We start from the raw sequence: 12,639 nt of genomic DNA, 5'->3' as shown, positions 1-12,639 counted from the left end.
AAGGGAGCCAAGGTCGGGGAACGCGCCGCTCACAGCACCTCGAACACGAAGGTCTTCACCAGCGCATCCGGCTCCGCGATCGCATAGCAGCGGAACCAGGGGCTCTCCTCGACCGGCCGCCATTTCCCAGCCCGCGCCAGCTCGTCGAATACGGCCTGAAAGCCGCCGCTTTCGAGCACTTGGTCGCGCACGGTGAAAATGGCGTGGCCGCCCTTGCGGGTGATGCGCACCAGCTCGTGCAGGCCGGAGGCCGGCGCATGGCTGATGGTGAACACGCCGGTCGAGAAGAAGGCGCGGAAATGACCGTCCGGCCATGGCAGCGGACCGCCCAGCATCGCCTGTTTCAGCTCGCTGTAGGCATTGCGGCTGCCGGCGAGCTTCAGCATGTCGTCGGAAAGGTCGAGCCCGGCAATGTCGAGGTAGCCCAGCGCCTTTAGCGACGGCCCCGACAGACCGGTGCCGCAGCCGGCATCGAGCAAGGGTCCATCGCCCGCCGGCACGTGGCGCGCCACCCAGGCGGTGATCAGGAAAGGCAGGAGATAACCGAGCGAGGCGGTCTCGCTGTCATAGGTCGCGGCCCATGCGGCATAGGCCTCTTCAAGCGCTTCCGGCGTGTCGGCCGTATAGACGGAATCCAGCGCCGCATTGGCTTTGTCGACGATCATGGGACCTCCTCACGAGAATACCCAGGGATCGTAACGCTGTCTTCGCCGAAAGACTATTCCTCGTGCTGACGGCGCAGCCGCCGTTCCAGCGCCCGCAGCGCCAGCGACAGGCCGACAGTCAAGATGAGATAGATATAGGCTGTTATCGAATAGGTCTCGAAGAAGCGGAACGAACCGGCGGCATAGACCTTGCCCATCTGGGTGATGTCGGCGACGCCGAGCACCGAGACCAGCGAGGAATCCTTGACCAGAGCGACGAAATCATTACCGAGCGGCGGTAGGATGGTGCGGATCGCCTGTGGGAACACGATCAGCCGGAAGCGTTGCGCCCGGCTCAGCCCGAGTGCCTTCGCCGCTTCGATCTGGCCTTTCTCCACCGCCTGGATGCCGGCGCGGAAAACCTCCGAGATGAAGGCCGAATAGCCGATGGTCAGCGCCATGATGGCGCGCCACAGCAGCGACACGTCGCGCACCAGCAACTCGCCGAACAGGCCGGCGCTTTGTAGCGGCGCGGTCAGCGCGTTCCAGGCAGCGACGAAGGCCGGCGCACCGGCAAAGGCGATCCAGAACAACAGCACCAGGATCGGCACGCCGCGAATGATCTCGACATAGAAGCGGGCGATCTGGCGTAGCCAGCGCGAGCCGGACATTCCCATCAGAGCGATGCCGAGCCCAATGGCTGACGCCAGCACGAAGGCGATCACGGTGACGAAGATGGTGATGCTGATGCCCTTGGCGACGGTGGCGAACACTTGGGCATAGAGGTTGCTGGTGGCGACGAAGACCGCCACCGCGATAGCGATGGTCACTGCCACGACGAGCCACCAGGGGAAGTCGGCTTTTGAGGAAGAGGACGGCGTTGCCATCAAGCGAAGCCGGCAAAGCAGACGTCGGGGCGTGCCAAGGCGTTCAAGCGGAGAGTCAGCGCGAATTCCTGTCCGTCACGCAAGCCTCGCGACAAGGCGAATTACTGCCCCATCTTGTAGTCAAGAAACCACTTCTTGTTGAGCGCATCGAGCGTCCCATCCACCTTGAGCGCGGCGATCGCCGCGTTGACCGGCTTCACCAGGTCCGAACCCTTCGGGAAGATAAAGCCAAAATCCTCGGTGCCGAGTGGCCCGCCGATCAGCTTCAGCTTGCCCTCGGAGGCGTCGACATAGCCCTTGCCGGCGGTGCCGTCGGTCAGCACGACATCGACGTCGCCGGACTTCAGTGCCTGCACCGTCGCGCCGAACGTCTCGAACAGCTTGATGCGCGGGTTCTGCTCATTGCCGTCGAGCACGCTGTAGACGGCGGTGTAGAAGGGTGTGGTGCCGGCCTGCGCGCCGATCAGCCCGTCCTCGAAGGCACCGAAGGTCTTGGCGTCGGTGAAGCGGCTTTCGTCGCCACGCACCAGCATGAACTGTTCGGAGCGCATATAGGGGTCGGAGAAATCGACCTTCTCCTTGCGGTCGTCCTTGATGGTGATGCCGGTCATGCCGATGTTGTACTGGTTGTCGGAAACCGCCTGGATCATCGCGTCCCAGGATGTGTTCTGGTACTCGACCTTGAAATTGAGCCGCTTGGCGATCTCGTTCATCGCGTCATATTCCCAGCCGATCTGCTTGCCGGTCTTGGCGTCGATGAACTGCAGCGGCGGATAGGCGTTTTCGGTCACCACCACCACCTTCTTGCCGCCGAGGTCGGGAAGCGCCTGCGCGAAGGCGGCGACGGGCGCCAGGATGAGGGCAAGCAAGCCGGCCAGCAGCAGTTTCGATTTGGTCATGACACACTCCCCGGAAATAAAAGGACCCGGGCATGGCCGGGCTTGCAGGAAAATCCGGCGCCGACTTTAGCTTTCCGCAAGCGTCATGCAAGACGGTCCGCTGCGTCAGCGCACGCGAAAACGGATTCCGGTGCCTTCAATTCCCGGATTCCAGGACGATCCTTGCGATCCGCCGTCAATCGCGGCCCGCAACGCCGGCTTCACGCAGACCGTCGATCAGTCGGGTCAAGGTGTGATGCAGGGATTTCAACTCGTCGCCATCGAGCGGCGAATGGCACCGCATCGCGGCCGACACCGCCTTGGCGCCCTCGCGCAGCGCCCATCCCTGCTGAGTCGGTTCGACCAGCACCCGGCGTTCGTCGGCGGCATCGCGCCGGCGCGTGACCAGGCCATTGCCTTCCAGGCGCTTGAGCAACGGCGTCAGCGTTGCCGAATCGAGCCCCAGCGCATCGCCGAGGTCGCCGACGGTGCGCGGTGCATGCTCCCACAGTGCCAGCATGGTCAGATATTGCGGATAGGTCAGGCCGAGCGGCTCGAGCAGCGGCCGGTAGAGCCGCGTCATCAGCCCGCTTGCCGAATAGAGCGCGAAGCACAGATGCTGGTCGAGCTTCGGTATCCCGGCGAAATCAGCCGCCGGGACGTCGATGACATCGCTTGTCTGCTTCGTGGTCATGCTGCCATTGCCGGAAGCGCCTTTGCCGAAAGCGCCACTTCGATATTGCCCTTGATGGCGTTGGAATAAGGGCAAACCTGGTGCGCTGCCGATACAAGCGCTTCCGCCGCCGCCTGATCAAGACCTTTCGTTTCCGCCGAAAGCGAAACGCCAAGCACAAATCCGCCCTGCGCATTGCTGTGCAGGCTGACATTGGCCGTCACCGAAGCATCCTGGAGCGGCAGTTTCTGCTTGCCGGCGATGAAACGCATGGCGCTTTCGAAGCAGGCGGCATAGCCGGCGGCGAACAGCTGCTCCGGATTGGTGGCGCCGCCTTTGCCGCCAAGCTCCTTGGGCATGGCAAGGTCGAGGCTGAGCAGGCCATCGTCGCTCTGGACATGGCCGGCGCGGCCGCCCACGGCGCGGGCTTGGGTGGAATACAATGCAGGCATTTCGCTTCTCCATTTAAATAGTACACGATTGTTTAGTACACGATGTAATTGGAGTCAATTGCGGATTCCCTGCCCCACCCTTCTCCGGAAACGAAAAAAGGCGGCCGAAGCCGCCTTTTGAACATGCTTGTCGAAAAACCTTATTCGGCTGTGGCTGCTTCCGCTGCCTTGGCGGCTTCAGCTGCCTCTGCGGCGGCCTTCTTCTCGGCGGCGTCCTGGGCCGCCTTCTCGACGGCCAGAGCCTCGGCGGCTGCCACCTTCTCGGCCTCGATGCGGGCCTTCTCGGCGTTCAGCGCATCGCGCTCCTCGTCGTTCAGCTTGCGAGCGCGCACACCGGTGTTTTCCGAGATACGGGCCGACTTGCCGCGACGATCGCGCAGGTAATAGAGCTTGGCGCGACGCACCTTGCCGCGGCGAACGATCTCGACGCCTTCGACCATCGGCGAGTAGACCGGGAACACGCGCTCGACGCCTTCGCCGTAGGAAATCTTGCGAACGGTGAAGTTCTCCTGGAAGCCGGCGCCGGCGCGGGCGATGACGACGCCTTCATAAGCCTGGACGCGGGTGCGGGTGCCTTCGGTCACGCGGACCAGGACGCGCACGGTGTCGCCGGGCTGGAATTCGGGAAGCTTGCGCTTGGCTTCGATCTTGGCGGCCTGTTCGGCCTCGAGCTGACGGAGGATATCCATCTCAAAAAGTCCACTTCTTGTTCTTCCGACAGTCAGAGCGTCCGACACTCGCCTTGCAGTTCCAATGACCGCTCGGCTATGCCCTTTGTCTCCGAGACATTTGTCTTTGAAACATCGGGCAGGGGCGACTACACCGTCATTGTTGACGGGTCCGGCAGATTCTTTCTGGCCGGTACGGGCGGGCACATACAGCTATTTCGCCGCTTTGTCACGCCTTGGCCGCGCATTTTCTGCTTGCATGGCACCATCGTAATCTTGCCGTGCCGGGTTGCGCCGGTCCTTCAGGCTTCCTAAGCCTGAAATAACACAGTTTTGAGCGGCCGCATTCCATGTCTGTCTTCGACGCCATCCTGCTGTTTCTGGCGGGCTTTCTGTCAGGCGCCGCCAATGCGGTCGCCGGTGGCGGCACCTTCATCACCTTCGGCGCCATGACACTGGTCGGCCTGCCGCCGATCGTCGCCAACGCCACCTCCTCGGTGACGCAATTTCCAGGCTACATCACCTCGACGCTCGCCTACTCGGCCGACATCAGGCATTTCTGGCGCGGCGCGCTGGTGCTCTGCCTGATCTCCGCCATCGGTGCGCTGGCCGGCGCGCTGATCCTGCTGGCGCTCGACAATCCGTCGTTTCGCGCCCTGGTGCCGTGGCTGCTGCTGGCCGCGACGGCCCTGTTTGCCGCCGGCCCCTGGCTGAAGCCGGCGCCAAAACCCGGCCATGAAGCGGCGGTGGGCTCACTCGCCGGCTCGCTGGCGCAGTTCATCACCGCCATCTATGGCGGCTTCTTCGGGGCCGGCATGGGCGTGATGATGCTGGCGACGCTCGGCTTGACGCAAGCCGGCGACTATCACCGGCTGAATGCACTGAAGAACATGCTGGCCATGGTCATCGCCGCTGTCGCGATCGTCGTCTTCGTCTCAGGCGGCGTCGTCGCCTGGCCGCAGGCGATCATCATGATCCCAGGCGGTGCGCTCGGCGGCTATGCCGGCGTCTGGATCGCCAAGCGCGTGCCGCAGAACGCGGTGCGCGGCTTCGTCGTTGCCGTCGGCCTGTTCCTCGCCTTCTACTATTTTGCCAAGGGCTGAGCAGCGGCAAGCAGGTCCGGACGCCTCTCGGCTGTCAGTCTTTCTGACTCCGCCCGCCGCCAGGCGGCGATCTTCTTGTGATTGCCGGAAATCAGCACTTCGGGAATCTCTCGACCTTCAAACTCCTGCGGCCTTGTATAGTGCGGATGTTCGAGCAGGCCGTTCTCGAAACTCTCCTCTTCGCCCGACACAGCGTTGCCCATCACGCCGGGCAACAGCCGCACCACCGCATCGAGCAGCACAAGTGCCGCCGGCTCTCCACCTGAGAGGATGAAATCGCCGATGGAGACTTCCTCTAATCCCCGCGCCTCGATCACCCGCTGGTCGACGCCCTCGAAGCGGCCGCAGACGATAACGGCGCCCGGCCCGGCGGCCAGTTCGCGCACGCGGGCCTGGGTCAGCGGCTTGCCGCGCGGGCTCATCAGCAGACGTGGCCTTGTATCGCCTTCCGGCGAAGCATGGTCGATGGCTTTCGCCAGCACGTCGGCCCGCATCACCATGCCGGCGCCGCCGCCGGCCGGCGTGTCGTCGACGGTGCGATGGCGGTCGGTGGCGAAGTCGCGAATCTGGATCGCCTCCAGCGACCACGTGCCGGCCTCAAGCGCCCGCCCGGCCAACGACAGGCCGAGCGCACCGGGAAACATCTCCGGGTAAAGCGTCAGCACCGAGGCGGAAAAACTCACCGGTTGCCCCCGGCATCGCTCGGTCCGCGCGGCCTGCCCTTCGGATCGAAGTCTTCCTCGCGCGGGCCATCGCCATCCTCGTCCTCGACCAGCCCGGCGGCAGCCGGATCGACGCGGACGAAACCCTCGGCGATCGACACTTGTGGCACCGCGGCCTGCGTGAACGGGATCAGCACGCCCTTGCGCCCGCCCAGCGTCACATCGAGAATGTCGCCGCCGCCGAAATTGTGCACCGCGACGACCTTGCCGAGCGCGGCACCCGTGTCGTCCCGGACTTCGAGGCCGACGAGGTCGGCATGATAGAATTCATCCTCTTCGCCATCGTCCGGCAGCATCGAACGGTCGACGAACAGTTCCGTGCCGGCCAGCGCCTCGGCGGCGTTGCGGTCGGCAACGCCCTTGAAGCGGACCACGACCACGGTGTTGGCGGGCCTGATGTCGATGATCTGGAAGGCGCGGCCGTCCCTGGCGTAGAGCGGCCCATAATCGGCCAACGCCAGCGGTTCACCGGTGAAGGTCTTCACCCTGAGTTCGCCCTTGATGCCGTGAGCGGCGCCGATCACGGCCATCTGGACAGGGTTCTGGGGCTTGCTCATGGCGCGACATCCTTTGGCTTTGCTCTAACGCTCCCCGATTGTCATTTCAATGACGCGCTCTTCACCGCTTCCTAACCCGGCTGCCGGAAAATGGCCGGGCATGCATGAAACGAAGATGGGAAGCACGCCATGCAGGAATTCCTCATCCCGGCCAAACCCGATCTCCAGGCGGCGCGCGAAAGCTGGCTGAAGATGCTCGCGCGAGAACGTCGGCTGTCACCTGCGACGGTGGAAGCCTATGAGCGCGACACCCGCCAGTTCCTGCATTTCCTCACCGGCCATTGCGGCGGCTCGCCCGGCATTTCGGACATCGCCAATCTGCGCCCGGCCGATCTGCGCGGCTTCCTCGCCGCTCGTCGCAACGCCGGTGCCGGTGCCCGCACGCTCGGCCGCGGCCTGGCCGGCATCCGATCGCTGCTGCGTTTCCTCGAGCGGCGCGGCCTTGCCAATGCGGCGGGTGCGGCAGCACTGCGCGCGCCGCGCCAGCCCAAATCGCTGCCCAAGCCGCTGACGGCAAGCGATGCCAAGCACGTCGTTTCCATCGAGGGCCAGTTGGCGGAAGAACCCTGGATCGCGGCCCGCAACGCCGCCGTGCTGACGCTGCTCTACGGCTCCGGCCTGCGCATTTCCGAAGCACTTGGTCTGGCGGGTGCCGATCTGGTGTCGGCGGCCGATACCGTGCTGCGCGTCACCGGCAAGGGCGGCAAGACGCGGCTGGTGCCGGTGCTGCCGGTGGCGCTGCGGGCGATTGCCGAATATCGTCGGCTCTGCCCCTATCATCTCGACCCCAAGGGCCTGTTGTTTCGCGGCGCGCGCGGCGGCCCGCTCAACCCGGCCATCGTCCAACGCGACATGGCCAAGCTGCGCTCGGCGCTCAATCTGCCCGATACCGCAACGCCGCATGCGCTGCGCCATTCCTTCGCCACGCATCTGCTCGGCCGCGGTGGCGACCTACGCACCATCCAGGAGCTGCTCGGCCATGCCAGCCTGTCGACGACGCAGATCTACACCGGCGTCGACACAGCGAGGCTGCTCGAAATCTACGAATCAGCCCATCCACGGGCATGAAGCCTTCAATTTCGCAGCACCAATTAACCGTTTTGCCGCTTTTCGGTTCTAGAAATGGGACCATGAAACGCGTCATAGCCATCGCCGACCGCGCAGCGTCCATATCGCTGAAGCTGCTTGTTGCGCTCAACGTCCTGTTTTTCCTGTCGTTCCTCGCCGTCTTGCTGTTCGCGGCCGGCAGGGCGCATGCCGAAATCCCGACCTGCACCGGTGCCGATATGCTGTCGGCCTTGCAGAAGGACGACCCGGCCGCCTATCGCAAGATCGAAGCGGAAGCCGCCGCGACGCCTAACGGCAAGGGCCTGTTGTGGAAGCTGGAAAAGCCAGGCGAAAAGCCATCCTTCCTGTTCGGCACCATGCACATGACCGACCCGCGCGTCACCACGCTGCCACCGGACGCGCAGAAGGCCTATGACGCCGCCGGCACCATTGTCATCGAAACCACCGACGTGCTCGACAAGCAGAAGATGATGGTCGCGATGCTCAAGGAGCCGGACCTGATGATGTTCACCGATAGCACGACGCTGGCGTCGTTGCTGTCGCCGGACGATGCGGCGGCCATGAACACCGCGCTCGACGCACGCGGCATTCCGCCGGCAACCGTTGCCAAGATGAAGCCGTGGATGCTGTCGGCCATGATGGCATTGCCGGCCTGCGAACTCGCCCGCCAGTCCGGCGGCGCACCGGTGCTCGACGTCAAGCTGGCGGAGGGTGCGAAGGCTGCCGGCAAGCCGGTGGAGGGATTGGAGACGGCTGAAAGCCAGCTGCGCGCCATGGCCTCGCTGCCGCTTGCCTTTCACATGAAGGGTCTCGTCGACACGCTGAAGCTCGGCGACAAGATCAACGACATCAACGAAACCATGATCGTGCTCTACCAGCGCGGCGACACCGGCATGTTCTGGCCGCTGTTTCGTGCGGCGATGCCTGACCAGCAGGACGACCCCGCGGGCTATGCGGCGTTCGAGGAAACCATGATCACCAGCCGCAACAAGGTGATGGTCGAGCATGCCGGGCCGATCCTTGCCAGGGGCAATGCCTTCATGGCGGTCGGGCGCCCTCCACCTTCCCGGCCCCGAAGGCCTGGTCGAGGATTTCCGCAAGGCCGGCTATACCGTCACGCCTGTCGGACTTTAGCTTTACTAGCTTTACTTCGCCAGGATCTGAGCCAGCATCGCCGGAACGACGATCCGGTGAAAGGGCATGATGATCGCGAGATAGGCGCGCCCGAGCCAATTGTGCGTCTTGACGATCGTCGACGCGGCCACTTCCTGCCGGCCCATGCCGAGATCCCTGACTTCGACCAGGAGCCGGAAATCGAGATGCCGGTCGTCCAGGCCAAGCACGACCTTGCCGGGAAACTGGCTGATGAGCGGAAATATCCCGATCCGTCCAGCCGGCAACACGGCAGGTTCCAGGCCCGTCTTCAGCCGGAACGGCCTGACGGCAAGATTGCGCAGCGCCATGAGCCTGCCGACCCAGCGCGGCGTTTGCCCCAAAGCCCGTTCGGCGGCGCCGAGAGCGGTCAATGAAAGACCTTCGGTGACCAGCACATAGCGGTCGGCGAACTGGGCGCCGGCAAGAGCGTCGTGAGGGTTAGGGACAATCTGCGCTGTGGAGTTCATCACGGCAAAATCCTCTGAATCGACCATAGCAGGCGCGTGCCTGGCGCGCTGCGTGGCGAAACGACGCCATTCAAGCTGCGGAAAGGCAGGATTTTCCTTGTTTTTGGCGTTTTCCAACCCTAGCGTGAAACCAGTTCAATGATTGCGCGTTGAATGGTGTTGATTGATATTTTTCATCCACGGAGGACACTTTTATGGCGAACGCACCGAATCCAAACGATCCGTTCAATCCCAACACCACCAACACCACCATCAAGCAGAGCGGCGGTGGCGGTAGTGGCTGGCTGATTGCGCTGGTCGTCGTTATTCTGGCGGTTGTCGCGTATTATGTTTTCGGAAGAAGTGGTGAGCATCCGGCACCAGCCGAGCCGCCGGCGGCCAGCACACCGGCCCCCGCGCCCGCACCGGCAGAACCGATGAAGCCGGCCGAACCAGCGCCTGCACCTGCTCCGGCACCTGCAGAACCGGCGCCGGCCCCGGCACCTGCACCTGCACCGGCCCCAGCGCCTGCGCCAGCACCTGCACCGGCCAACTGATCGGCTCGATATCAAATACGAACGGCCCGCTGAAAAGCGGGCCGTTTTGTTTTTGGGCGATGATCCTTGACCAGGTGCCGATGTTGCGAGCGCCGCACTGTCGACGCTGGCGCCGCCCCTCATCTGCCTGCCGGCATCTTCTCCCCGTAGAACGCGGGGAGAAGGGGGCTGGCCGCAACCTCGGCGCTCTTTCTGCTACGCTGGGCAACTGGCAAAGCCTCGATGCGAGCTTCTTTCTCCCGTCTCTGTACGGGGAGAAATGCCCGGCAGGGCAATGAGGGGCAGCGCGACGCTGGAGGTATTCTTCGCGTGACGGAACAGGAGCGAGCGAAGCGTCGACCCGATGAGCGCCTCTAGAGCGTTTCCTACTTTGAGAGAATCGTAGGATTCCCAAATCAGGCTGTTTGTGATTCAAGATGCAGGCTGGGTTGGAGGCCAGCATCTAATGACGCGAGCGCTTTCAAACGATCTTCGTGAGCGTGTTGTTGAAGCAGTTGGCGCAGGCGAGAATTGCCGTACCGTGGCATCGCGCTTTGGCGTTGCAGTTTCCTCTGTCGTGAAGTGGTCGCAGCGTTATCGAGCGACCGGCTCGGTGGCGCCGGGCAAGATGGGCGGACATCGCAAGCGCATTCTTGAGCCGCATCGGGCCTTCATCGTGGAGCGGATCAATCAGACCTCTGAGCTGAGTTTGCATAGGCTGAAAGACGAGTTGGAAGCGCGCGGGGTCAAGGTCTCGCACAATACGATCTGGATGTTCCTGCGCCGCGAGGGCCTGAGCTTCAAAAAAAACACTGTTCGGCCTTGAGCAGGCCCGCGCTGATATTGCCCGCAGGCGTCAGCGATGGCGGTCCTGGCAGGCGGGTCTCGATCCACAGTGCCTGGTCTTCATCGATGAGACCTGGATCAAGACCAACATGGCTCCGCTGCGCGGTTGGGGGCCGAAGGGCAAGCGGCTGCGCGGATTGGCTCCGCACGGCCATTGGCGCACGTTGACCTTCCTTGGCGCGCTGCGCTGGGATCGGCTCGCGGCACCTTGCGTCTTCGACGGACCGATCAACGGCCAATGCTTCCGGGCCTATGTCGAGCAACAGCTCATCACCGTGCTGAAGCCCGGCGATATCGTCGTCATGGACAATCTGGGAAGCCATAAGTCGGCCGCCATCAGGCAGATGATCAAGGCTGCCGGCGCCAGGCTTTGGTACCTGCCGCCTTACTCTCCGGACCTCAATCCGATTGAGCAGGCCTTCGCCAAGATCAAACACTGGATGCGCCAGGCTCAGAAACGCACTGTCGAGGAAACTTGGCGCCACATCGGCCACCTCGTCGAAACCATCGAGGCAGCCGAATGCAAGAACTACTTCGTAAATGCGGGATACGCTTCCGTCAAAACGTGAAACGCTCTAAATGTGGATCGGCTTGAAGAACGTGGCCAGCGCCGCCTCCTTCACCGCTTCCGACATCGTCGGATGCGCGTGGCAGGTGCGGGCGAGGTCCTCGGACGAGCCGCCGAACTCCATCAGCACCGCTGCCTCGTGGATCATCTCGCCGGCGCCGAAGCCGACGATATGCACGCCGAGCACACGGTCGCTCGTCTTGTCGGCGAGGATCTTCACGAAACCGTCCGTGTGCAGCATGGCGCGCGCCCGGCCATTGGCGCTGAACGGGAATTTCCCGACCTTGTAGTCGATGCCGGCCTTCTTCAGCTCTTCCTCGGTCTTGCCGACCGAGGCGATTTCCGGGCTGGTGTAGACGACGCTGGGAATGACCTCGTAATTCACATGGCCGGCCTGGCCGGCAATGGTTTCCGCCACCGCCACGCCCTCGTCCTCGGCCTTGTGCGCCAGCATCGGCCCGGCGATGACATCACCGATGGCGTAGATGCCGGGGACATTGGTCCTGAGATGGCCATCGGTCTTGACGCGGCCGCGCTCGTCGACCTCTACGCCGGCTTCCTTCAGGCCAAGACTGTCCGCATAGGCGCGGCGGCCGGTGGCGATCAGCACGGCATCGGCCTCGATGGTCTCGGCGGCGCCGCCCTTGACCGGCTCGAAGGTGACTGTCGCACCCTTCTTCGCCTTGGCGACGCCGGTGACCTTGGCACCGAGCTTGAACTCGAAACCCTGTTTCGACAAAAGCCGCTGGAACTGCTTGGAGACCTCGCCGTCCATGCCGCCGAGGATGGTGTCAAGGAATTCGACCACGGTGACCTTGGCGCCGAGCCGCGCCCACACCGAGCCGAGCTCGAGCCCGATGACACCGCCGCCGACCACCACCAGATGGCCAGGTACCTTGTCCAGCGACAATGCGCCGGTCGACGACACGATCACCTTCTCGTCGATATCGACCTTGACGCCGGGAATGCCGGCGACATCCGAGCCGGTGGCGATGACGATGTTCCTGGTCTCGATCTCCTCGACCTTGCCGTCCTCAGAGGTGACCGAGACCTTGCCGGCGGCGATCACCTTGCCGGTGCCGCGGAACGCGTCGATCTTGTTCTTCTTGAACAGGAAGGCGACGCCGTTGACGTTCGACGACACCGTTGCATCCTTGTGCGCCATCATCTTCTTCAGGTTCAGCTTCGGCGCCGGTATCTCAACGCCGAGCGTATCGAAGGAATGGCCGGCCTCGGCGAACATTTCGGAGGCATGGAGCAGCGCCTTGGACGGAATACAGCCGATGTTGAGGCAGGTGCCGCCGAAGGTCGCGTCCTTCTCGACCACCGCAACCTTGAGCCCGAGCTGCGCCGCCTTGATGGCGCAGACATAGCCGCCCGGCCCCGATCCGATGATAACGACGTCATAAGCCATGTTTGTTTCCCTTTGCTTGGCG

At 63.6% G+C, this 12,639-nt stretch carries 14 protein-coding genes and 1 pseudogene; 5 read left to right on the top strand and 10 right to left on the bottom strand.

Annotated features, from left to right (window positions below; translation table 11 throughout):
• Window positions 1-29 precede the first annotated feature (29 nt).
• The 6 genes from ACZ89F_RS33360 to rplS all read right to left on the bottom strand — a co-directional run bounded on the left by ACZ89F_RS33360 (window position 30) and on the right by rplS (window position 4,223).
• Window positions 30-665, bottom strand: coding sequence for a class I SAM-dependent DNA methyltransferase (locus tag ACZ89F_RS33360; RefSeq protein ID WP_476096504.1), 636 nt, complete (start codon window positions 663-665; stop codon window positions 30-32).
• A gap of 53 nt (window positions 666-718) precedes the next feature.
• Window positions 719-1,531: an amino acid ABC transporter permease gene (locus ACZ89F_RS33355; protein ID WP_476096503.1), complete on the bottom strand. Its 813-nt coding sequence runs from the start codon at window positions 1,529-1,531 to the stop codon at window positions 719-721.
• Window positions 1,532-1,632: 101 nt separating this feature from the next.
• Window positions 1,633-2,430 (bottom strand): transporter substrate-binding domain-containing protein, encoded by a 798-nt coding sequence (locus ACZ89F_RS33350; RefSeq protein WP_476096502.1) that lies wholly within the window; start codon window positions 2,428-2,430, stop codon window positions 1,633-1,635.
• A 175-nt stretch (window positions 2,431-2,605) separates the two neighbouring features.
• Window positions 2,606-3,103: a MarR family winged helix-turn-helix transcriptional regulator gene (locus tag ACZ89F_RS33345; protein ID WP_476096501.1), complete on the bottom strand. Its 498-nt coding sequence runs from the start codon at window positions 3,101-3,103 to the stop codon at window positions 2,606-2,608.
• Complete coding sequence (locus ACZ89F_RS33340) at window positions 3,100-3,534, bottom strand: organic hydroperoxide resistance protein (protein WP_476096500.1); 435 nt, start codon at window positions 3,532-3,534, stop codon at window positions 3,100-3,102. Before ACZ89F_RS33340 ends, ACZ89F_RS33345 begins: the two co-directional genes overlap by 4 nt.
• 140 nt (window positions 3,535-3,674) lie before the next feature.
• On the bottom strand, window positions 3,675-4,223 hold the full coding sequence (rplS, locus tag ACZ89F_RS33335) for a 50S ribosomal protein L19 (protein ID WP_109663826.1): 549 nt from the start codon (window positions 4,221-4,223) through the stop codon (window positions 3,675-3,677).
• 329 nt (window positions 4,224-4,552) lie between these two features.
• Here rplS and ACZ89F_RS33330 point away from each other — a divergent pair, with 329 nt between their 5' ends.
• Window positions 4,553-5,305, top strand: coding sequence for a sulfite exporter TauE/SafE family protein (locus tag ACZ89F_RS33330; protein WP_476096499.1), 753 nt, complete (start codon window positions 4,553-4,555; stop codon window positions 5,303-5,305).
• On the opposite strand, the gene trmD is transcribed toward ACZ89F_RS33330, so the two are convergent.
• Window positions 5,287-5,988, bottom strand: a complete 702-nt coding sequence (gene trmD / locus ACZ89F_RS33325; RefSeq protein WP_476096497.1) for a tRNA (guanosine(37)-N1)-methyltransferase TrmD — start codon at window positions 5,986-5,988, stop codon at window positions 5,287-5,289. The genes ACZ89F_RS33330 and trmD overlap by 19 nt on opposite strands.
• Window positions 5,985-6,584 carry a ribosome maturation factor RimM gene (gene rimM / locus ACZ89F_RS33320; protein ID WP_056585762.1) on the bottom strand — a complete coding sequence of 200 codons (600 nt, stop codon included), beginning with the start codon at window positions 6,582-6,584 and terminating at the stop codon, window positions 5,985-5,987. The genes trmD and rimM overlap by 4 nt, the downstream gene beginning before the upstream one ends.
• Window positions 6,585-6,713: 129 nt before the next feature.
• Here rimM and ACZ89F_RS33315 point away from each other — a divergent pair, with 129 nt between their 5' ends.
• Together ACZ89F_RS33315 and ACZ89F_RS33310 are read left to right on the top strand one after the other, a co-directional pair.
• Window positions 6,714-7,652: a tyrosine recombinase XerC gene (locus ACZ89F_RS33315; RefSeq protein WP_476096495.1), complete on the top strand. Its 939-nt coding sequence runs from the start codon at window positions 6,714-6,716 to the stop codon at window positions 7,650-7,652.
• A gap of 62 nt (window positions 7,653-7,714) precedes the next feature.
• Window positions 7,715-8,786: pseudogene (locus ACZ89F_RS33310) on the top strand (TraB/GumN family protein).
• A gap of 11 nt (window positions 8,787-8,797) precedes the next feature.
• On the opposite strand, the gene ACZ89F_RS33305 reads toward ACZ89F_RS33310, so the two are convergent.
• The gene (locus tag ACZ89F_RS33305) at window positions 8,798-9,274 is read right to left on the bottom strand and encodes a DUF2867 domain-containing protein (protein ID WP_476096493.1); all 477 of its coding nucleotides are present in this window, start codon (window positions 9,272-9,274) and stop codon (window positions 8,798-8,800) included.
• A 194-nt stretch (window positions 9,275-9,468) separates the two neighbouring features.
• Between ACZ89F_RS33305 and ACZ89F_RS33300 the strand changes: the two genes are divergently transcribed.
• The gene (locus ACZ89F_RS33300; protein ID WP_476096491.1) at window positions 9,469-9,810 is read left to right on the top strand and encodes a hypothetical protein; all 342 of its coding nucleotides are present in this window, start codon (window positions 9,469-9,471) and stop codon (window positions 9,808-9,810) included.
• A 445-nt stretch (window positions 9,811-10,255) separates the two neighbouring features.
• Window positions 10,256-11,204 (top strand): IS630 family transposase gene (locus ACZ89F_RS33295; protein ID WP_476090555.1). Its coding sequence is split into 2 segments (ribosomal slippage): window positions 10,256-10,591 and window positions 10,593-11,204, totalling 948 coding nucleotides; the frame shifts between segments, so codons are not numbered across the junction.
• A 6-nt stretch (window positions 11,205-11,210) separates the two neighbouring features.
• Here the strand turns inward: ACZ89F_RS33295 and lpdA are convergent.
• On the bottom strand, window positions 11,211-12,617 hold the full coding sequence (gene lpdA, locus ACZ89F_RS33290; RefSeq protein ID WP_476096489.1) for a dihydrolipoyl dehydrogenase: 1,407 nt from the start codon (window positions 12,615-12,617) through the stop codon (window positions 11,211-11,213).
• Window positions 12,618-12,639 lie beyond the last annotated feature (22 nt).

It is taken from the genome of Mesorhizobium sp. USDA 3734, from assembly GCF_056279665.1.
Note: the sequence above shows the minus strand (reverse complement) of the source record. Positions and strands in the feature narration are given on the sequence as shown.

Coding starts and splice junctions, on each gene's coding strand:
- ACZ89F_RS33360 (WP_476096504.1), bottom strand. CDS start 665: ATGATCGTCGACAAAGCCAATGCGGCGCTGGATTCCGTCTATACGGCC.
- ACZ89F_RS33355 (WP_476096503.1), bottom strand. CDS start 1,531: ATGGCAACGCCGTCCTCTTCCTCAAAAGCCGACTTCCCCTGGTGGCTC.
- ACZ89F_RS33350 (WP_476096502.1), bottom strand. CDS start 2,430: ATGACCAAATCGAAACTGCTGCTGGCCGGCTTGCTTGCCCTCATCCTG.
- ACZ89F_RS33345 (WP_476096501.1), bottom strand. CDS start 3,103: ATGACCACGAAGCAGACAAGCGATGTCATCGACGTCCCGGCGGCTGAT.
- ACZ89F_RS33340 (WP_476096500.1), bottom strand. CDS start 3,534: ATGCCTGCATTGTATTCCACCCAAGCCCGCGCCGTGGGCGGCCGCGCC.
- rplS (WP_109663826.1), bottom strand. CDS start 4,223: ATGGATATCCTCCGTCAGCTCGAGGCCGAACAGGCCGCCAAGATCGAA.
- ACZ89F_RS33330 (WP_476096499.1), top strand. CDS start 4,553: ATGTCTGTCTTCGACGCCATCCTGCTGTTTCTGGCGGGCTTTCTGTCA.
- rimM (WP_056585762.1), bottom strand. CDS start 6,584: ATGAGCAAGCCCCAGAACCCTGTCCAGATGGCCGTGATCGGCGCCGCT.
- ACZ89F_RS33315 (WP_476096495.1), top strand. CDS start 6,714: ATGCAGGAATTCCTCATCCCGGCCAAACCCGATCTCCAGGCGGCGCGC.
- ACZ89F_RS33305 (WP_476096493.1), bottom strand. CDS start 9,274: ATGAACTCCACAGCGCAGATTGTCCCTAACCCTCACGACGCTCTTGCC.
- ACZ89F_RS33300 (WP_476096491.1), top strand. CDS start 9,469: ATGGCGAACGCACCGAATCCAAACGATCCGTTCAATCCCAACACCACC.
- lpdA (WP_476096489.1), bottom strand. CDS start 12,617: ATGGCTTATGACGTCGTTATCATCGGATCGGGGCCGGGCGGCTATGTC.